This is a genomic window from Pseudomonas sp. GD04091 (genome assembly GCF_029836165.1).
GTDB lineage: Bacteria > Pseudomonadota > Gammaproteobacteria > Pseudomonadales > Pseudomonadaceae > Aquipseudomonas.
In genome coordinates this window covers 144,974-164,694 of the sequence record NZ_JAOEBG010000008.1, presented here as the reverse complement: position 1 = coordinate 164,694, position 19,721 = coordinate 144,974, and the positions used below count along the sequence as shown (strand labels likewise).

Genomic DNA, 19,721 nt, shown 5'->3' with positions numbered 1-19,721 from the left:
CATGTCCCTGATCATCACCGACGATTGCATCAACTGCGACGTCTGCGAACCCGAGTGCCCGAACGCCGCCATCTCGCAAGGCGAAGAGATCTACGTGATCGACCCCAACCTGTGCACCCAGTGCGTGGGCCACTACGACGAGCCGCAGTGCCAGCAGGTCTGCCCGGTGGACTGCATCCCCCTGGATGAAGCCCACCCGGAAACCGAGGAAGAACTGATGGCCAAGTACCGCCGGATCACCGGCAAGGCCTGATGCCGTTCGTCGCCACGCTCCGTCACGCAGCCGTCGGCGCCTTCCTCGCGCTGCTGGCGACCCATGCCCTGGCCGACGGCCCGGGTCGCGCGGCGATCGCCAGCCCGCACAGCGAAGCCACCGCCGCCGCCGCGCAGATCCTGCAGCAGGGCGGCAACGCCTTCGACGCCGCCGTGGCCATCGGCGCCGCGCTGGCCGTGGTCGAGCCCTATGGCTCGGGCCTCGGTGGCGGCGGCTTCTTCCTCCTGCGCGAAAGCGGCGACACGCCGCGCTACGCCTTCCTCGACGCCCGTGAGCGTGCCCCCGCGGCCGCCCGGGCGGACATGTACCTGAAGGACGGCAAGCTTCAGCCTGGCCTGTCGATCAACGGACCACTGGCCGCCGCGATTCCCGGCCTGCCCCAGGCGCTGGCCGACCTCGCCGCGAGCCACGGCAAGCTTGCGCTCAAGGACAGCCTGGCGCCCGCCATTCGCCTGGCCAACCAGGGTTTCGCCGTCGATCGCATCTACCGCGACCGCGCCACCATGCGCCTGAATGCCCTGCGTGACGACGCCGAGAGCGCCCGACTGTTTCTCAGCGACAACGACGTGCCAGCCATCGGCACGGTGATTCGCCAACCCGAACTGGCCGTCACCCTGCAGCGCATGGCCGAACAGGGGCGCGACGGGTTCTACCGCGGGCCAATGGCCCAGCGCCTGGTCGACGGCGTGCGCGCGGCAGGTGGCATCTGGACCCTCGACGACCTGGCCGGTTACCGCAGCGCCTGGCGCGAGCCGCTGCGCTACCCCCTGGCCGACCAGCGCGAACTGATCAGCAGCCCGCCGCCGTCAGCCGGTGGCATCGCCCTGGCCCAGAGCCTGGCCATGCTCCAGCGCCTGCCCTGGCAGAGCGCCGAGCCGGTGCAGCGCAGCCATTACGTGATCGAGGTCCTGCGCCGCGCCTATCGCGACCGTGGCCTGCTGGGCGACCCGGACTACGTGAGCAACCCCGTCAACCGCCTGCTGGCGCGCCAGTACCTCACCGGGCTGGCCGACAGCATCGACGTGCACCAGGCCACCCCCAGCAGCGCGCTGCCGCCCTCGCCGGCCTGGCGTGAAGGCGACCACACCACCCATTTCACGGTGATCGATGCCGACGGCAACGCCGTATCCGCCACGCTGTCGGTCAACCTGCCGTTCGGCGCGGCGTTCAGCGTGCCCGGTACCGGCGTGGTGCTGAACAACGAGATGGACGATTTCGCCGCCGACCCCAGCGCCAGCAACAGCTACGGCCTGGCCGGCAGCCAGGCCAATGCGGTGGCGGCGGGCAAGCGACCGCTGTCGAGCATGAGCCCGACCTTCATCGAAAGCCCCAGCCAGTTCGCCAGCTTCGGCACCCCGGGCGGCAGCCGGATCCCGAGCATGGTGCTGCTGTCGGTGCTGGGCTTGCTGGAAGGCAGGCCGGTGGCCGAGTGGCCGGCGACGCCGCGCTACCACCATCAGTACCTGCCGGATGTGGTGGAGCACGAGCCGGGAACGTTCAGTGCGCGGCAGAAGGCCGAACTGGAGGCGCGTGGCTATCGGCTGAAGGATGTCGGGCGTCAGTACGGGAACCAGCAGGTGCTGTACTGGGACAAGGCTGGCGGGGCCGTCGAGGCGGCCAGTGATCCGCGGGGCGTGGGGCAGGCGGCGGTCGTCGACTGATCCGCCCTTGTCGCGGGGCAAGCCCGCTCCCCCAAAGACTCGTGGAAGCGGGCTTGCCCCGCGATAAGGCCTGAAGCATCAACGCTGGCACTTGGGACAGAACACGCTTGCCCGCTGCCCCAGCTTCACCTCACGCAGTTCGCTGCCACACAGCTTGCACGGCTGACCACCGCGCCCATAGGCGAACAGTTCCTGCTGGAAATACCCCGGCTGCCCATCACCACCGATGAAGTCGCGCAAGGTGGTGCCGCCCTGCTCGATGGCCGCCGCCAGCACTCGTTTGATCTCGATCGCCAGCTTCAGGTAGCGCGCCCGGGAGATCCCGCCCGCCTCGCGGCGCGGGTCGATGCCGGCGGCGAACAGCGCCTCGGTGGCGTAGATGTTGCCCACGCCCACCACCACGGCGTTGTCCATGATGAACGGCTTGACCGCCATCGACCGCCCGCGGGACAGCTGAAACAGCCGCTCACCGTCGAACAGGTCGGTCAACGGCTCCGGCCCCAGGCGAAGCAGCAGTTCGTGATTCAGCGGATCCAGGCTCCAGAGCATGGCCCCGAAACGGCGCGGGTCGGTGTAGCGCAGCATCAGCCCCGACTCGAGCTCGATATCCACGTGTTCATGCTTGGCCGCGGGCAGCCCCAGCTCGACCAGGCGCAGGTTGCCGGACATGCCCAGGTGGCTGATCAACGTACCGACTTCGGCGTTTATCAGCAGGTACTTGGCGCGGCGCTCGACGCTGACGATGCGCTGGCCCGACAGGCGCACGTCGAGATCCTCCGGGATCGGCCAACGCAGGCGCCGGTCGCGGACCACCACGCGGCTGACGCGTTGGCCTTCAAGGTGCGGCGCGATACCACGCCGCGTGGTTTCGACCTCTGGCAATTCCGGCATGGCTCAGTGCCCACCCATTTCGCGAATGTTCTGCTTGAGCTGCTCGAAGTCGTACTCGGTCAGGCCGATGTAGTCCAGCACCTGCGGGCCGACCACGTTCCACTCGTGATCCTCGCTCTGGTTGCCCAGCACGCGGTACGAGGCACAGATGTGCTCGGCCATCTTCAGCACCGCCAGCAGGTTCTTCAGCTGGGTCTGGGTGTTGCGCGAAGATTCGTCGCGGAACACCGCCAGGGCGTTGTGATGGTTGGCGATGGCCGCGCTGATGTGCTCAGGCAGGCGCCAGGACTTGGCGGTGAAGTAACCGACCACCGAATGGTTGGTGTTGAACACGCGGTTCTCGGTGTCGACCACGCGGGTCTCTTCACCGGCCTTGGCGTAGGCCTCCTCCAGCACGCCCATGTAGTCGGGGAAGCGCTTGAGCATCAGCGGCACGCCGCAGTCGTGGAACAAGCCCAGCGTGTAAGCCTCGTCCGCGGCCTGGATGCCGGTGCGCTTGGCCAGCGTGAGGCAGGTCATGGCCACGTCCTGGGCGGTGTCCCAGAAGCGGTTGAGGGTGACGATGGTCTCGTCGCTCATCTCGCCCTTGATCGATTGGGCGTTGATCAGGTTGATGATCGAACGGCTGCCGAGCAGGTTCACCGCGCGCTGGATCGAACCGATCTTGTTCGACAGGCCGAAGTGCGGCGAATTGACCAGCTTGAGCAACGCACCGGACAACCCGGGGTCCTGCGCGATCAGCTTGGCGATGGTCTCCAGGTCCGGATCAGGCATGTATTGCTCGAACTGCAGGTCGACCATGATCTGCGGCTGCGGCGGAATGGTGATGCCTTGCAAGGCTTGCTGGATCTGTTCGGCGGTAAGTTCCTGGGACATGGGTACGCACTCGGTAAGGACGGGGAATTCTAACCCTGTACACCGGCAGGGTAACTATCAGTGGATCGCTGGATCCAAGATTTTCTTTAACGTGGAAGCCGGCTTGCCCCCACGCCACTTGGTCGCGCTCCACAGCGCATCCGGGGCCAACACGGTATACTCCCGCTCTTTTTTCCCGGAGCGACGTCATGTCCCTGCCCAGCCTTCGCCTCAAAGCCAATGCCGACCGCCGCCTGCGCGCCGGCCACCTGTGGGTCTACAGCAATGAAGTCGACGTCGCCGCGACCCCGCTGCAGGGCCTGAAGGCCGGCCAGCAGGCCATTCTCGAAGCCGCCAACGGCAAGCCCCTGGGCGTGGTGGCCATGAGCCCGAACAACCTGATCTGCGCCCGCCTGCTGTCGCGCGACGCCAAATTGCCGCTGGACAAGTCGCTGCTGGTGCACCGTCTGAACGTCGCCCTGTCCCTGCGCGAGCGCCTGTTCGACAAGCCCTGCTACCGCCTGGTCTACGGCGACTCCGACCTGCTGCCGGGCCTGGTGGTCGACCGCTTCTTCGACATCCTCGTGGTGCAACTGGCCTCGGCGACCATGGAAGCACACAAGGACGACGTGATCGCCGCGCTGGTCCAGGTGCTCAAGCCCAGCGGCATCCTGTTCAAGAACGACTCCGCCGCCCGTGACGCCGAAGGCCTGGAGCGCTATGTCGACACCGTCTACGGCGAAGTGCCGGACTGGGTCGCCCTGGAAGAGAACGGCGTGAAGTTCGAGGCTCCGGTGCGCGAAGGCCAGAAGACCGGCTGGTTCTACGACCACCGCATGAACCGCGCGCGCCTGGCGCCCTACGTCAAGGGCAAGCGTGTGCTCGATCTGTTCAGCTACATTGGCGGCTGGGGCGTGCAGGCCGGCGCGTTCGGCGCCAGCGAAGTGTTCTGCGTGGACGCCTCGGGCTTCGCCCTGGACGGTGTCGAGCGCAATGCCGCGCTCAACGGCATCGGTGAGAAGCTGACCTGCATCGAAGGCGACGTGTTCGAAGCGCTGCGCGAGCTCAAGGCCGCCGAAGAGCGCTTCGACGTGATCATTGCCGACCCGCCCGCCTTCATCAAACGCAAGAAGGACCTGAAGAACGGCGAGGCCGCCTACCGCCGCCTCAACGAACAGGCCATGCGCATGCTGAGCAAGGACGGCATCCTGGTCAGCGCCTCGTGCTCGATGCACCTGCCCGAGGACGACCTGCACAACATCCTGCTGACCAGCGCCCGCCACCTGGACCGCAACCTGCAGCTGCTCGAGCGTGGCGGCCAGGGCCCGGACCACCCGGTGCACCCGGCCATCGCCGAGACCCGCTACATCAAGAGCATCACCTGCCGCCTGCTGCCCAACAGCTGATCGGGCAACGGACGCGAACCTTGTGGGAGCGGGTTTACCCGCGAAGACGGCGCTGGCTTTACCATCGCATCGCGGGTAAATCCGCTCCCACAGGCCATGCATTCGACCTCGCCAACCATCCACATCCCCATTCCCTCGCCGCGCCAGCGGTGTAGAATCGAGCCATTCATCGCCAGTCATCCCCCGGCGGGTTTATGAGCTCTGGTCGAGCCTGCGGCGATCCCGCGCGGTCTTCGACCCCCATCCTTGCCCATGGCAACCGGCCCTCGGCGTTTCAGGACAAGAGAAGCTCACTCCCTTTTTGTGACGTGATTTAGCCGCCAGGAGCGCTCCATGCCTGATTATCGTTCCAAGACCTCCACCCAAGGCCGCAACATGGCCGGCGCCCGCGCCCTGTGGCGCGCCACCGGGATGAAGGACGAAGACTTCAAGAAACCGATCATCGCCATCGCCAACTCGTTCACCCAGTTCGTCCCGGGCCACGTGCACCTGAAGGACCTGGGCCAGCTGGTCGCCCGCGAGATCGAGCGCGCCGGTGGCGTGGCCAAGGAATTCAACACCATCGCCGTGGACGACGGCATCGCCATGGGCCACGACGGCATGCTCTACTCGCTGCCGAGCCGCGAGATCATCGCCGACGCCGTCGAGTACATGGTCAACGCCCACTGCGCCGACGCCATCGTCTGCATCTCCAACTGCGACAAGATCACCCCCGGCATGCTGATGGCCGCCCTGCGCCTGAACATCCCGGTGATCTTCGTCTCCGGCGGCCCGATGGAAGCCGGCAAGACCAAGCTGGCCAGCCACGGCCTGGACCTGGTCGACGCCATGGTCATCGCCGCCGACTCCTCGGCCTCCGACGAGAAAGTCGCCGAGTACGAGCGCAGCGCCTGCCCGACCTGCGGCTCCTGCTCCGGCATGTTCACCGCCAACTCGATGAACTGCCTGACCGAGGCCCTGGGCCTGGCCCTGCCGGGCAATGGCTCGACGCTGGCCACCCACGCGGACCGCGAACAGCTGTTCCTCACCGCCGGCCGCACCATCGTCGAGCTGTGCAAGCGCTACTACGGCGAGAACGACGAGTCGGTGCTGCCGCGCAACATCGCCAACTTCAAGGCGTTCGAGAACGCCATGATGCTCGACATCGCCATGGGCGGTTCGACCAACACCATCCTGCACCTGCTGGCCGCGGCCCAGGAGGCCGAGGTGGCGTTCGACCTGCGCGACATCGATCGCCTGTCGCGCAAGGTGCCGCAGCTGTGCAAGGTGGCGCCGAACATCCAGAAGTACCACATGGAGGACGTGCACCGCGCCGGCGGCATCTTCAGCATCCTCGGCTCGCTGGCCCGTGGCGGCCTGCTGCACACCGACCTGCCGACCGTGCACAGCCGCAGCATGGAGGAGGCCATCGCCAAGTGGGACATCACCCAGACCGACGATGAAGCCGTGCACACCTTCTTCAAGGCAGGCCCGGCCGGTATCCCGACCCAGACCGCGTTCAGCCAGTCGACCCGCTGGGAAACCCTGGACGATGACCGCGCCGAAGGCTGCATCCGCAGCGTCGAGCACGCCTATTCGCAAGAAGGCGGCCTGGCCGTGCTGTACGGCAACATCGCGGTGGACGGCTGCGTGGTCAAGACCGCAGGCGTCGACGACTCGATCCTGGTGTTCGACGGCAATGCGAAGATCTTCGAAAGCCAGGACAGCGCCGTGCGCGGCATCCTCGCCGACGAGGTGAAGGCCGGCGACATCGTCATCATCCGCTACGAAGGCCCGAAAGGCGGCCCGGGCATGCAGGAGATGCTGTACCCAACCTCCTACCTGAAATCGAAAGGCCTGGGCAAAGCCTGCGCGCTGCTCACCGACGGCCGCTTCTCCGGCGGCACCTCGGGCCTGTCGATCGGCCACGCCTCGCCGGAAGCGGCGGCTGGCGGCGCCATCGGCCTGGTGCGCGACGGCGACAAGGTGCTGATCGACATCCCCAACCGTTCGATCAACCTGTTGGTCAGTGACGAAGAACTGGCCGCGCGTCGCGTGGAGCAGGACAAGAAGGGCTGGAAGCCGGCTGAAGTGCGGCCACGTAAAGTGACCACCGCGCTCAAAGCCTATGCCCTGCTGGCCACCAGCGCCGACAAGGGTGCGGTGCGCAACAAGGCGATGCTCGACGGGCTGTGAGGCTGCGAGGGCGATAAAAAACCGGTGCCCTGTGCGCCGGTTTTTTTTGCCTCGCGGGTAGACCCGCTCCCACAGGATATTCACTGCCCTCAAGCGCTGTGCTGTACCTGTGGGAGCGGGCTTGCCCGCGAAGAGGCCGGCAAAGGCAACACAATACCTACTGAATCTGCTCCGGCGTCACGATCACCCAGTTCTTGTCCGCCGTCACCGGCAACCCTTCCCTGGCCTGAGCCGCCGCGTTCTTCGCGATCATGCCGTTGAGCTGGTCCATGTACTTGGCCTTGCGGTTTATCCACAGGTGGATGCCCCCCTTGTTCACATCGACACCATGGAACTGCATGTAGCCATCACTGGTCGGCGTGTCTCCACCCACCAGCACCGGTTTCTTCCACTCGTCGATATAGGTGAGGATCGCCGCCTGCTTACCGGCCATCCAGGTCGCCGGGGTCCACAGGTACGGGGTCAGTTCCAGGCCTTCGTTGGCCTTGGGGTCATAACGCCCCGCCGTGATCTGCTTGCGCGCGGTGGTCAACTGGCCCGTGGCGCGGTCCTTGAGCAGCAGGCTGACGCCAATCACGTTCTCGGGTTTGACGTTGTAGCCGTACTTGGGATCGGCGGCGACCATGCGTACCAGCTCTTCCGACGCCGCCGAGATCACGTACACCTCGATACCGTTCTCCATCAGCTTGTTGTACAGCTCGGTCTGACCGGTGAAGACCTTGGGTGGCTGCACCTCGATGGCCTTGACCTGGTCCCCGTCGAAGTAAGTGCTGGGGACCGGCTTGCCCGAGGCCATCAGCGCGTCCACCTGCTGCTTGAGCTCCTTGAGGGTGAAACCCGAGAACACCTGGGCCACCCAGGGGTAGCAGACCATGTCGTCGATCTCGCACAGTCGGTAGTAGTAGCTGAACAGGCTCTCCTTGTGCTCGGCGGTGTCCTTGAACGGCATCAGCCTGAGCGAGGGGTCGAGTTTGTCGCGGGTCAACAGGCCCTGGTTCTCCATGAACGGCAGCAGCGCCTCCTCGAGATCGAAGCGGTAGCTGGTGTTGTCCATGTCGAACACCGCGTAGTTACCCTTGTTGGCATTGGCGGCAATCATCGCATCGAGCTTCTGGGCGGCTTCGGCTGGCCAGTGCTTGAGCTCGGTGGCCGCCCAGCTGCTGGCACTGAGCATCAGGGCCAGGCCGCCGGCGAGCATTCTCGGAGCAGACATCATGTGCGGTTCTCCAAAAGACGTGGCCGCTCAACCCTAGACCCGATGGGTGACGAACAGGCATTCACGACCGACCCCGAAACAGCTGCAAACGCCATGTTCATTGCCAATCGCGACATGACGTTATTCCATAAACGACTATGCAAATTCCTTTTAGATATAAATTCGTTTGTTTTCAGGCTGTTAGCATTTCCGTTCGCAATCGCTCACAGAGGCGATGCCTCTTCTGCCTTTTCCTGGAGCTTCAATGAACCTGCCGCTGTCTCTCAACCTGCTGGCGTTCCTGGCCCTGCTGCTGGGCCTGGCGCAAACCCGCCGCACCGACTGGAGCCTGGCCAAGAAAGTCCTGCTGGGCCTGGTGCTGGGCGTGCTGTTCGGCCTGGTCCTGCACACGATCTATGGCGCCGGCCATCCAGTGCTCAAGGCCACCATCGCCTGGCTCGACCTGGTCGGCAACGGCTATGTCGGCCTGCTGCAGATGATCGTCATGCCGCTGATCTTCGCCTCGATCCTCAGCGCCGTGGCCCGCCTGCACAACGCCTCGTCCCTGGGCCGCATCAGCGTGTTGAGCATCGGCACCCTGCTGCTGACCACCGCCATCGCCGCGCTGATCGGCATCGCCCTGACCAACCTGTTCGGCCTGAACGCCGAGGGGCTGGTGGCCGGTGCCCAGGAAAGCGCCCGTCTGCAGGCCATCCACAACGACTATGCGGGGAAGGTCGCCGACCTCAACATCCCGCAGCTGCTGCTGTCGTTCATCCCCAGCAACCCGGTGGGTGACCTGGCCCGGGCCAAGCCGACCTCGATCATCAGCGTGGTGATCTTCGCCGTGTTCCTGGGCCTGGCCGCGCTGCAACTGATCAAGGACGACAAGGACAAGGGCGAGCGCGCGCTGTCGGCCATCGACGTGCTGCAGGCCTGGGTAATGCGCCTGGTGCGCCTGGTGATGAAGCTCACCCCGTACGGCGTGCTGGCGCTGATGACCAAGGTGGTCGCCAGCTCCAACCTCGAGGACATCCTCAAGCTGGGCAGCTTCGTGGTGGTTTCGTACATCGGCCTGGGCCTGATGTTCGTGGTCCACGGGGTGATCCTGGCGCTGACCGGCGTCAGCCCGCTGCGCTTCTTGCGCAAGGTGTGGCCGGTGCTGACTTTCGCCTTCACCAGCCGCTCCAGCGCCGCCAGCATCCCGCTGAACATCGAGGCGCAGACCCAGCGTCTGGGCGTACCGCAATCGATCGCCAGCTTCAGCGCCTCGTTCGGCGCGACCATCGGCCAGAATGGCTGCGCCGGCCTGTACCCGGCCATGCTCGCGGTGATGGTGGCCCCGGCGGTGGGCATCGATACCTTCGACCCGCTGTGGATCGCCACCCTGGTGGCCATCGTCACCCTCAGCTCGGCCGGCGTGGCCGGCGTGGGCGGTGGCGCGACCTTCGCCGCGCTGATCGTGCTGCCGGCCATGGGCCTGCCGGTGGAACTGGTGGCCTTGCTGATCTCGGTGGAGCCGTTGATCGACATGGGGCGTACGGCGCTGAACGTGAATGGCTCGATGACGGCGGGCGTGGTTACCAGCCAGTTGCTCAAGCAGACCGACCAGCAGGTGCTGGGTGGGGATGAGCATGCCGAGTTGAGTCACTCCTGAGACATTGCCGAGGGCGCTTTGCGCCCTTTTCGCGGCACAAGGCCGCTCCTGCAGGGGTTGTGCGATCCCTGCAGGAGCGGCCTTGCCGAGGCGTCGGACCGGCCGGAAAGGGCTGCAAAGCAGCCCCGACGGTCCTGGCTCAGTACGTCGCCCGCAGCTTCAGCGTCAGGTTGCGCGGCTCGCCATAGAAGTTCGAGCCCCAGGCACTGTCCACGCGCTCGTAGTACACCCGGTCGAACAGGTTGTTGGCGGTGAGCGTTGCCGACAGGTGCTTGTTGAAGCGATACCCCACCTGCGCCGTGGCCACGCTGTAGCCACCCTGGACGAAGTCCACGCCATTGCGCGTGTAGTAGGTGGAACTGACCACCCGCACGCCGCCACCGACGCTGAACCCTTCCAGCGGCCCATCGGCGAACGCATAACGCGTCCACACATTGAAGTTGTGCTTGGGCGTGATGCTGATGCCCTGGTAGTCGGCCTGGCGCCCCGACTCCAGCCGAGTGAAGGCGTAGCCGGTGCTGACGCTCCAGTTGTCGGTCAGGTTGCCGGACAGCTCGGTTTCCCAGCCCTGGCTGCGCACCTTGGCCTGGGCCTCGTAGAACGGCGTCTGACCGATCTGCTGGGCGCGGTTCTCGTCGTAGATGCGGAACACCGACACGCTGCCGTTCAACCGACCATCGAAGAACTCTCGCTTCAGGCCCAGTTCGTACTGCTTGCCCTCACGCGGCTCGACCGTGCTGTTGCCGCCGGCCATCTGCGTCTGTGGCTTGTACACCGTCGTGTAGCTGGCATAGGCCGACAGCTCGGGGGTGAGCTTGGCGACCAGCGCACCGTAGGGGATCACCTTGCGACGAACGCTGGTGTGAGGGTCGGAGAATTCGTTGAAGAACGGGTTGGCGTTGTGGCCATCGCTGTCGAACCAGATCACCCGGCTGCCGAGGATCACGTCCAGCCAGTCGCTGGCGCTGACCTTGGTGCGGGCATAGAGCCCGTACTGGTTCGACTTGGACGAGTTGCCGTTGTCCATGGCGTAGTCGAGCTTGGGGATGTCGATGCTGCCTGGGTCGAATACGTTGATGTCGAACCACTCCCGGCCACCGTAGCGAAAATCCTTGTCTACATGCTGGTAGTCGGCCCCAACCGTCAGCTCATGGGTACGCCCGAACGCCTCGAACGGCCGCGTCACGAAGCTGTCCAGGCCCAGGGTCTTGATATGGGTGTAGTAGTTATAGGCCACCGCCGAACTGGCGCCGGTCTCGGGGTTCACCGAACCGTCGGTCCAGGTGAAGTCGCGCGTCGGCGTCTCGGCATCGCGATAGGTCAGCGAGGTCTTGAACTGGCCGCCATCCTCCAGCGCGTGGTCGACTTCGAAGAAGCCTTCCCAGACGCGTTCATCCAGCTCGTTCCACTTGGCGTCGACGAAGGTCGAACGCTTGACGTCGAGCAGCTTGCCGCTGTCGTAGGCCGGCAGGCCGAACGCGGGCACCGACTTGTTGCGCTGGTAGGCGCCGCCCAGGGTCAGCGTGGTGGCCGGCGACAGGTCGTATTCCAGCCGCCCGTACATCATCGGGCGCTCGTTCTGGGCATAGTCGACGAACGCCTGGTTGTTCTCGTAGGCGGTGACGAAACGCCCGCGCAGAGTGCCGTCACTGTTCAGCGGGCCGGTGACGTCCACCGTGGAGTGGTAGCGGTCGTAGGTGCCCGCCGACAGCTCGCCGGACAGGGCGAACTGCCCCAGCGCCCGCTTGCGCACCAGGTTGATGGTGCCCCCAGGCTCACCCGCGCCCTGGTACAGGCCGGACGGTCCGCGCAGCACTTCGACGCGGTCGTACATGGCCAGGTCGAACGCCGTGGCCATGTCGCCCTGGCCGGTGGGCTGGGTGACGCCATCGACCTGCACCATGTCGACCGGAAAACCGCGCATGTACACGTCGTTGAGGTTCGAGCCGGTGTTGTAGCTCTTGATCGTCGTACCGGTCACCTGCCGCATGGCGTCCTGCAGGCTGTTCATGTTCTGGTCGTCCAGGCGCTGACGAGTCATCACCGAGACCGACTGGGGAATATCCTTGAGCTTCTGCTCGCCCTTGCCGATGGTCAGCGAACCCGTCGTATAGGAGCCGGTGCCCTCGGTGGTGGCGCCCAGCTGGGTGCTGTCGATCTTGACCGCTGCCAGCTGCATGGAGGTATCACCCGCCGCGCGCTGGCGCTCCAGGGTGACGCTGTCGCCATCGATGTAGGCGGCGCTCAGGCCGGTGCCCTGGAGCAGCCGGGCCAACGCCTGCTCCTGTGGATAACTACCACTCAGGCCCGGCGAGCTCAGGCCCTGGGTGAACTCGCCCGGCACCAGCACCTGGAGGCGCGTGACCGCACTGAAGGCCGCCAGGGCCGAGTCCAGCGACTGCGCCGGAATGTCGAAACGGTAGACCTGCGCCTGCGCCGCGGCGATCGCCTGCCCAGGCCCGGCCAAGGAGGCGCTGCCAAGCGCGATGGCCAGGCCGAGCGCGGCCCGTGTGGCGGTGGTTTTCATCAGTGGGGCTCCCCGAAGTCGTCCAAGTGATCGATGGGCGCGGCACTGTCTGAGAGTGCTTATTATTTGCGCCTACGAAATCAAGGACGACGGTCCCGCGATAATCCCCGAAACTTTTTTCAGCTTTCGCGCAGGATGCGCAGATAAGGCGTGAATTGCTGCGCCTGCACCCCCAGGGTATGGCTCAGGGCCTTGAGCACGGCATCCGGCTTGTCGATGTCGAACACCCCCGACACCTTGCGCTGGCGCAAGGTGTCGCCCAGCACCAGGGTCTGCCCGGGCCAGTAGCGGTTCAGCTCGGCGACCACCTCCGCCAGCGGCTGCTGGCTGAACACCAGCTGCCGTTCACGCCAGGCGAAGGCGCGGCTGGGTTCGAAGGCGTGAACGGCGCCGGGCCCGCTGGCCGTGTACTCGACCGCCTGCCCCGGCTGCAGCAGCACCTGCGCGGCCCCACCCGCGCGCACCTCGACCTTGCCCAGGGCCAGCTGCACGCGGGTCTGCCCGTCAGCGTGAGCGACGCTGAAGCGCGTGCCGAGCACACGCACCAGGCCATCGCCCGAGCGCACCACGAAAGGCCGCGCCGTATCGCGCGTCACCTCGAACCACGCTTCGCCGCGCAACAGGCGCACACGACGCTCGCCCGCCGTCAGCTCGACCTGCAACGCACTGTCGGTGTTCAGCTGGATCCGCGAGCCATCTTCGAGCTGCACGCTGCGTGACTCGCCCGTGGAGGTGGAGTAGTCGGCACGCCAACGATCCAGCCAGGGCGTCTGGCTGATCAGCAGGCCTACCATCACCACCGCCGCGGCAGCGCCCGCCAGTTGGGTCCAGGCCCGTCGTCGAGGCGCTCGCCACTGCGCCTGCTGCTGTTCGCACAGGTGCCTGGCGGGCGCCTGCAACGCACCCAGCAGGCCAATCACCTCCTCCCAGGCCTGTGCGTGCGCCGCCCCCTGCGCCTGCCACGCGACGAACGCCTGTCGCTCGGCAGGGGTGACGTCCTGCGCTTGCAGGCGGTAGTACCAGGCCGTGGCTTCGGCGAACAGCTGGTCGCTGTCAGGGATATCGCTCATCGGGGCTATCGCATTCTCGAGGTCGCGGCTCATGGGCGTTGCTTCCCCACCACCCCGGCCAGCTGCGCCTGGATGTAGGCGCGGCAGTCGAGCAGCGCGCGGCGCAGCTGGTATTCGACGCTGCGCGGGGTGATGTTCATGCGCGCGCCGATCTCGCGGTAGGTGCAACCGTCGACATGATAGAGCAGGAAGATCTGCCGGGTCGCCTCGGGCAGCGCCTGGATCGCCGCTTGCATCAAGGCCTGGTCCTGCTGCGCGGCCAGTTGATCCTCGGCGCCAGGCGCCTCGCTGGCCAGTTCCTCGCTGGGTTCGCCGCCGTCCAGACGCTCACGGCGGATGGCCTGGCGCTGATGGTCGCGGACCAGGTTGCTGGCAATGGTGAAGAGAAAGGCTGGCAGGTTGTCGATCTGCTTGTCGGCGGGCAACCGCGCCAGACGCAGGAAGGATTCCTGGGTCAGGTCGGCGGCCACCTGGGCGTTGCCGGTGCGCCGCGCGACGAAGGCTTCGAGGGCCTTCTTGTGCTCGGTGAACAACCGGGCGATCTGCTTGTTCCACGACGACACGGCGCATCCTGGCTCAGAGTCTCAAGAGGCGTGCACGCTAGCAGAGGATGAGACAAATTCGCAATTGCCACCTGCCGGGCTCCGCGGGCAGGCATTGCCATCACTCACCCGGCAGGTGCGTCGTCGACCACCTTGAACCGTAGTACCCCGATCACCTGTCCATCCTCGGTCAGCACCCTCACCTGCCACTTGCCCACCGGGTTCGGCGGGAAGTTCTGCTTGTGGGTCCAGGCCCGGTAGCCCTCCTTGCGCCCGCCATGAATGTCCAGGGCGATGCGGTCCACCTCTTTGCCGTTCAGTTGCCAGACGTGGTAGATCCGCTCGTTCAGGCCACGGGGCGCGTTGATCGCGGTGTAGGCGTAAAGGCCGCCGCTGCGGATGCGACTGGCGTTCACCTGGTCCAGCGACTCGCCCGGTTGGCGGTTGAGCACCTCGGTGCTGATGGCCACATCGGTCATCCACAACGTGGCCGGTGGCACCCAGGAGCGCAGCAGCCAGCCGCATCCCCCGACCGCCAGGGTCACCAGCACCAGGGCCACGCCACGGCGCCAGGTTCTGATCGGGAAACTGCTGGCCAGGCTCGGGAACGACAGCACCATGGCTGCGATCAGCGCCAGCTTGAAACTCTGCGCGGTGGTCAGGTGCAGGATGATCGGCAGCGCCGTGAGCAGCGCGGCGAACAGGGTCAGGGTATGCAGCGCGAGGAACAGCCAGCGCCTTGGCGCCAGCCACTTGTAGTACAGCGGATCGACGATGGAGATCAGCCCGGCGGCGCCAAGCAGGCCGGTGAACACCAGCTGGCTGCTGTTCCAGGTGGTGGTGATGAAGAAGAACGGCAGGACGAAGAACAGGCTTTCCTGGTGAATCATCTGCGTCGCATAGCGCAGCAGCGGCTGCGGGATCTCGCGCTTGAAGGTGCGGGCGAACAGGCCGGTGAGGGTATTCTCCAGCATCAGCCAGACCCAGCTGACCAGCATCAGGATGGCGATCCAGCTGGCCAGGCCAGCCTGGCGGTCGACCAGGATGAAGCTGCCGATCCCCGAGAGGAAACCACCGAGCGCGATGATGCCGGGGTAGCGCTTGAGCAGTTCGATGATGCGCAGGATGAAGCTGGGGATTGGGGGCATGGTTCTACAACAGGAAGATGGGATGGCTGTACCGGCCTCTTCGCAGGCTTGACCGCGAAGAGGCCGGTACAGGATACCGCCGAATCACGGCTCCCGTGTAGCACCGCTGGGCTTGGCCGCTGGTTGTCGGCGACGGCGTATCAGGCCGACGGCCAGGATCAACCCCAGCGCCAGCGCCACCAGCCCATACAGCTCGTCATACCCCAGCAACGGCTGTTCGATGCGCAGGTACCCCGGCTCCTTCAGCAGTTCGCGCAATGCCGCATCGGCCTGCTTCAGGCTGACCTGGCGCAGCTGCCGCACCGGATCGGTGAAGCGCCCGTCCTCGTAGGCGTTGAGCGCCCCCCAGTAGTAGTCGGCCAGCGCCGCGTTGCCCTGGGTGGTCCAGCTCTCCCGGGCGATCGCCGCCTCCTTGATGCGGGCGAAGGTGTCCGGGTCCAGACCATGCTCGCGCAGATGCTCGAACAGCTGTCCGAGCACCTTCAGTGCCTCATCGACGTCCTGGCGTTCGAGGTCGGCATTGAGGCTGAGCATGCCGCTGTCGCCAAAGCTTTCGCGCTGCACCGACGGACCGTAGGAGAGCCCATGGCGCAGGCGCAGCTGGTCGTACAAGGCCCAGTCCAGGTAGCGCGACAGCAGCTCCAGGGTCTGGTCATGGCCCTCCTCCAGCGTCGGCTCGATGAACAGCCAGTGCAGCCTGACGTTGTCGCCCAGCCAGCCGCGGGTCAGGTCGCGGCGCTGTTCGGCCTGCTGGCTGATGCTTTCGAGGTTGCGCCGCTCCTCGGGCTCGGTGGCCGGCAGCTCGCCGAAGGTGCGCTCCAGGTAGGCCGGCAGCAGGCGATCGAGGCCACCGACGACGATCAGCGACATGTTGTTGGCGGCGTACCAGTGCTCGCGCAGGTGCCGCACCTGCTCCAGGGTCATGTCGTCGAGGTTGGAGCGCTCCGGGCATTTCAGGCCCAGCTCGGTGGCCAGCTGGTCGCTGGCCGGGTGGCCGATGTCCTGACGGTCGAGCCAGCGTTGCAGGCGCCCGTAGTGGCCACCGTCCTCGCGTTCGATGATGGTCTTGGCGGTGGCCAGTGCCTTGGCGTCGATGCGCGTGTCGCGGATGATCGACAGCAACAGGTCGAGGACCTTGCGCTGGTTGCGCGCCGGGGCCTCGATGACGAAGGTCGTGTCGGCGCTGCTGGTGTAGGCATTCCACTCGCCGCCGAGCGCCTGCATGCGCTCTTCCAGGCCGCCCTCGCCGGTGTCGTCGATACCGCTGAACAGCAGGTGTTCGAGCAGGTGCGGCAGCTCGCGCTGGTCGCAGTCGAAGTCGTCGAGGCCCACCCCGACCACCAGACGGATCGACACATGGTCGCGCTCGTAGCCCGACTTGAGGATCACCTGCAGGCCATTGGGCAGCAGGTAGCCCTCCACCCGCGAGCGGTCGAGGGCAAGCGTGGGCAGGCTGCAGATCAACAGGCAAACGAACATCAGGCAACGCATGGGCGAGCTTCGGTCTCCGGGGCAGGTGGAGTCAGGGTTGGCGGGCTTCGTCCGGCACGCTGTCGAGCATCAGCCCGCCGGTGTCGGTGCCGCCCAGTACCACATAGGCACTGCTGCAGAACAAAGAGTTCAAACGCTTCATGTCGGCAATGAGCTCCAAGTGTAGCGAACTGGTCTCGATACTCTGCACCACTTTACGTTGCAGACGGCTGACATGGGCGTGGGCCAGGCGCCGCTCCTGGGCGCGGAAACGGCGCTTCTCGCGCAGCAGCTGGCGCGCGCTCTCGGGGTCGGCGCTGAGGAACACCGACAGGCCCAGGCGCAGGTTGGCCAACAGTTGCTCCTGCAGGCCGGTCAGCTCTTCCAGCCCGGTCTGCGAGAACTCCCGACGTTGCGAGGTCTTCTGCTGCTGCACCTTGCGCAGCATGCGCTCGGTCAGGTCGCTGGCCAGCTTGAGGTTGATCGCCAGTTCGATGATCTCCGCCCAGCGCCGGTTGTCCTGGTCGCCGAGGTCTTCCCGTGGCATCTGCGCCAGGTACAGCTTGATGGCGTTGTACAGCGCTTCGGCATCCTCGCCGAGCGCCCTCACCTGCTGCGGCATGGCGGCCTGGGTGCCGCGCAGGGCGGCGAGCATGGCCTCGAGCAGGCTATCGACGATATCGCCCAGGCGCAGGGTCTCGCGTACGGCGTTGGCCAGCGCCAGGCTGGGGGTGCCCAGCGCGGTCGGGTCCAGGTGGCGTGGCTGGGTGTGGCCGTTGCCATTGTCGCGGTCGGGCATCAGGTAGTTGCACAGGCGGCCCATGGGGTTGACGGTGGGCAGCATGAGCAGACAGCGCACGCTGTTGTAGAGCAGGTGGAAGCCGATCACCAGTTCCTGGGGGCTGAAGCTCAGGCTGTCCATCCAGCCCACCAGCGGGTGCAGCACCGGGATGATCAGCACCAGGCCGATCACCTTGTACAGCAGGCTGCCCAGCGCCACCCGGCGCCCGGCGCTGTTCTGCAGGCTGGTGGTGAGGAAGGCGAGCAGGCCACTGCCGATGTTGGCGCCGATCACCAGGCCGATGGCCACCGGCAGGCTGATCACTTCGGCGCCGGCCAGGGTCGCGGTGAGCAGCACGGCGGCCAGGCTCGAGTAGGAGATCATGGCGAACAGCGCGCCGACCAGGGCGTCGAGCAGGATGTCGCCGGTCAGCGAGGCGAACAGCACCTTCATGCCCTGGGCGTGGGTGATCGGCGCGGCAGCGTGCACGATCAGCTGCAGGGCCAGGATGATCAGGCCCAGGCCGATGCCCACCCGGCCCAGCTGGCCGGCGCGGGTCTGCTTGCGTGAAAGGAAGAAGATCACACCGAGGAAGATCAACAGCGGCGACAGCCACGACAGGTCGAGGGTCAGCACCCGGGCCATCAGCGCGGTACCGACGTCGGCACCGAGCATGATCGCCAGGGCCGGGGTCATGGCCATCAGGCCCTGGCCGACGAACGAGGTGACCAGCATGGCGGTGGCGTTGCTGCTCTGCACCATGGCGGTGACCAGGATCCCGGCGACGAACGCCAGCGGGCGCTTGTCCATGTTCTGGCCGAGCACACGGCGCAAGTTGGAGCCATAGACCCGCAGGATGCCGGTACGCACGATATGGGTGCCCCACACCAGAAGCGCCACGGCGGAGAGCAGGTTGAGCAGAGTCAGCATGGTCGGGCCCCCTTGTTCTTCTATGCCCCTGGGCGGGGCCAATGGCTGAAGCCGTGAGCCTGGCCCGGGGGTGGGCTGTTTTTTCCAGTGCTCACTGAAGCTTTAGTTGTTTTGCGCAGTGGCTGCCAGCTTGGCATGACTGAAATCTATTTGAAACACGGGTGCCTGTAGGAGCGGCCTTGTGTCGCGAAAGGGGCGCGCAGCGGCCCCAGGATCTTGGCATCATGCAAGATTGTCGGGACCGCTCTGCGGTCCTTTCGCGACACAAGGCCGCTCCTACAGGGGGCGTGGATGCAAAAAGGGCCCTGCGAAGGGCCCTTTTGTACCGCGCTCCTGATCTTACTGACCGGGAATGTCCTTGCGCAGTTTCACCGGATCGTGCTCCTTGCCCTTCTTGCGCGCCATCGCCGTGCGCATGCGGATGTTGATCGCCTCCACCGCCAGCGAGAAGGCCATGGCGAAGTAGACGTAGCCCTTCGGCACGTGCACATCGAAGGACTCGGCGATCAGCACGGTACCGACGACGATCAGGAACGAAAGCGCAAGCATCTTCAGCGAAGGGTGCTTGTCGATGAAGTCGCTGATGGCACCGGCGCAGAGCATCATCACCAGCACCGCGACGATGATCGCGGCGATCATCACCGGCACGTGGGAAACCATGCCCACCGCGGTGATCACCGAGTCCAGGGAGAACACGATGTCGATGATGGCGATCTGGATGATGGTGTAGAAGAACTTGCCGCCCGCCCCTTTCGGCTCGTCCGAGCTTTCGTCCTCGCCCTCCAGGCCGTGGTAGATCTCCTGGGAGCTTTTCCACAGCAGGAACAGGCCACCGAAGAACAGGATCAGGTCGCGACCGGAAATGCCCTGGCCGAACATGTGGAACAGGTCGTCGGTCAGGCGCATGACCCAGGTGATCGACAGCAGCAGCATGATCCGCGTGACCATGGCCAGGGCCAGGCCGAAGATCCGCGTGCGCGGCTGCAGGTGCTTGGGCATGCGGCTGACCAGGATCGAGATCATGATGATGTTGTCGATCCCGAGCACGATCTCAAGTGCGGTGAGGGTGAAAAAGGCAACCCAGATTTCCGGGCTGGTCAGCCATTCCATGTGTCTTCCTTCGAGCGGTAAAGGCAAAG

At 65.7% G+C, this 19,721-nt stretch carries 15 protein-coding genes; 5 read left to right on the top strand and 10 right to left on the bottom strand.

Going from position 1 to position 19,721, the window contains the following annotated elements; translation table 11 throughout:
* The first annotated feature begins 1 nt into the window (after position 1).
* Both N7422_RS12860 and ggt read left to right on the top strand, forming a co-directional pair.
* A complete protein-coding gene (locus N7422_RS12860; RefSeq protein WP_009396754.1) occupies positions 2-253 on the top strand; it encodes a YfhL family 4Fe-4S dicluster ferredoxin in 252 nt (83 codons plus the stop codon).
* The gene (gene ggt, locus N7422_RS12855) at positions 253-1,935 is read left to right on the top strand and encodes a gamma-glutamyltransferase (protein ID WP_279806893.1); all 1,683 of its coding nucleotides are present in this window, start codon (positions 253-255) and stop codon (positions 1,933-1,935) included. The genes N7422_RS12860 and ggt overlap by 1 nt, the downstream gene beginning before the upstream one ends.
* A gap of 78 nt (positions 1,936-2,013) precedes the next feature.
* Here the strand turns inward: ggt and mutM are convergent, their stop codons facing one another.
* Both mutM and N7422_RS12845 read right to left on the bottom strand, forming a co-directional pair.
* On the bottom strand, positions 2,014-2,826 hold the full coding sequence (gene mutM / locus N7422_RS12850) for a bifunctional DNA-formamidopyrimidine glycosylase/DNA-(apurinic or apyrimidinic site) lyase (RefSeq protein WP_279806892.1): 813 nt from the start codon (positions 2,824-2,826) through the stop codon (positions 2,014-2,016).
* Between the two features lie 3 nt (positions 2,827-2,829).
* Complete coding sequence (locus N7422_RS12845; protein WP_279806940.1) at positions 2,830-3,648, bottom strand: HDOD domain-containing protein; 819 nt, start codon at positions 3,646-3,648, stop codon at positions 2,830-2,832.
* 242 nt (positions 3,649-3,890) lie between these two features.
* Between N7422_RS12845 and N7422_RS12840 the strand changes: the two genes are divergently transcribed.
* Both N7422_RS12840 and ilvD read left to right on the top strand, forming a co-directional pair.
* Complete coding sequence (locus tag N7422_RS12840; protein ID WP_279806891.1) at positions 3,891-5,087, top strand: class I SAM-dependent rRNA methyltransferase; 1,197 nt, start codon at positions 3,891-3,893, stop codon at positions 5,085-5,087.
* A 333-nt stretch (positions 5,088-5,420) separates the two neighbouring features.
* Positions 5,421-7,262, top strand: coding sequence for a dihydroxy-acid dehydratase (gene ilvD, locus N7422_RS12835; RefSeq protein WP_279806890.1), 1,842 nt, complete (start codon positions 5,421-5,423; stop codon positions 7,260-7,262).
* Positions 7,263-7,419: 157 nt separating this feature from the next.
* Here the strand turns inward: ilvD and N7422_RS12830 are convergent, their stop codons facing one another.
* Entirely contained in the window at positions 7,420-8,478 is a 1,059-nt protein-coding gene (locus N7422_RS12830) for a haloacid dehalogenase-like hydrolase (RefSeq protein WP_279806889.1), read from the bottom strand.
* A gap of 244 nt (positions 8,479-8,722) precedes the next feature.
* Between N7422_RS12830 and N7422_RS12825 the strand changes: the two genes are divergently transcribed.
* The gene (locus N7422_RS12825) at positions 8,723-10,114 is read left to right on the top strand and encodes an L-cystine transporter (RefSeq protein WP_279806888.1); all 1,392 of its coding nucleotides are present in this window, start codon (positions 8,723-8,725) and stop codon (positions 10,112-10,114) included.
* A gap of 139 nt (positions 10,115-10,253) precedes the next feature.
* Here the strand turns inward: N7422_RS12825 and N7422_RS12820 are convergent, their stop codons facing one another.
* The 7 genes from N7422_RS12820 to N7422_RS12790 all read right to left on the bottom strand — a co-directional run bounded on the left by N7422_RS12820 (position 10,254) and on the right by N7422_RS12790 (position 19,692).
* Entirely contained in the window at positions 10,254-12,641 is a 2,388-nt protein-coding gene (locus tag N7422_RS12820; RefSeq protein WP_279806887.1) for a TonB-dependent siderophore receptor, read from the bottom strand.
* 119 nt (positions 12,642-12,760) lie between these two features.
* Positions 12,761-13,744, bottom strand: coding sequence for a FecR family protein (locus tag N7422_RS12815; protein ID WP_279806886.1), 984 nt, complete (start codon positions 13,742-13,744; stop codon positions 12,761-12,763).
* Complete coding sequence (locus N7422_RS12810) at positions 13,741-14,274, bottom strand: RNA polymerase sigma factor (protein WP_279806885.1); 534 nt, start codon at positions 14,272-14,274, stop codon at positions 13,741-13,743. Before N7422_RS12810 ends, N7422_RS12815 begins: the two co-directional genes overlap by 4 nt.
* A 104-nt stretch (positions 14,275-14,378) precedes the next feature.
* Positions 14,379-15,401, bottom strand: a complete 1,023-nt coding sequence (locus N7422_RS12805; RefSeq protein WP_279806884.1) for a DUF5924 family protein — start codon at positions 15,399-15,401, stop codon at positions 14,379-14,381.
* An 84-nt stretch (positions 15,402-15,485) separates the two neighbouring features.
* Positions 15,486-16,892 carry a pitrilysin family protein gene (locus tag N7422_RS12800; RefSeq protein ID WP_279806883.1) on the bottom strand — a complete coding sequence of 469 codons (1,407 nt, stop codon included), beginning with the start codon at positions 16,890-16,892 and terminating at the stop codon, positions 15,486-15,488.
* A gap of 31 nt (positions 16,893-16,923) precedes the next feature.
* Complete coding sequence (locus N7422_RS12795) at positions 16,924-18,582, bottom strand: Na/Pi cotransporter family protein (protein WP_279806882.1); 1,659 nt, start codon at positions 18,580-18,582, stop codon at positions 16,924-16,926.
* A gap of 339 nt (positions 18,583-18,921) precedes the next feature.
* Positions 18,922-19,692 (bottom strand): TerC family protein, encoded by a 771-nt coding sequence (locus N7422_RS12790; protein ID WP_279806881.1) that lies wholly within the window; start codon positions 19,690-19,692, stop codon positions 18,922-18,924.
* Positions 19,693-19,721 lie beyond the last annotated feature (29 nt).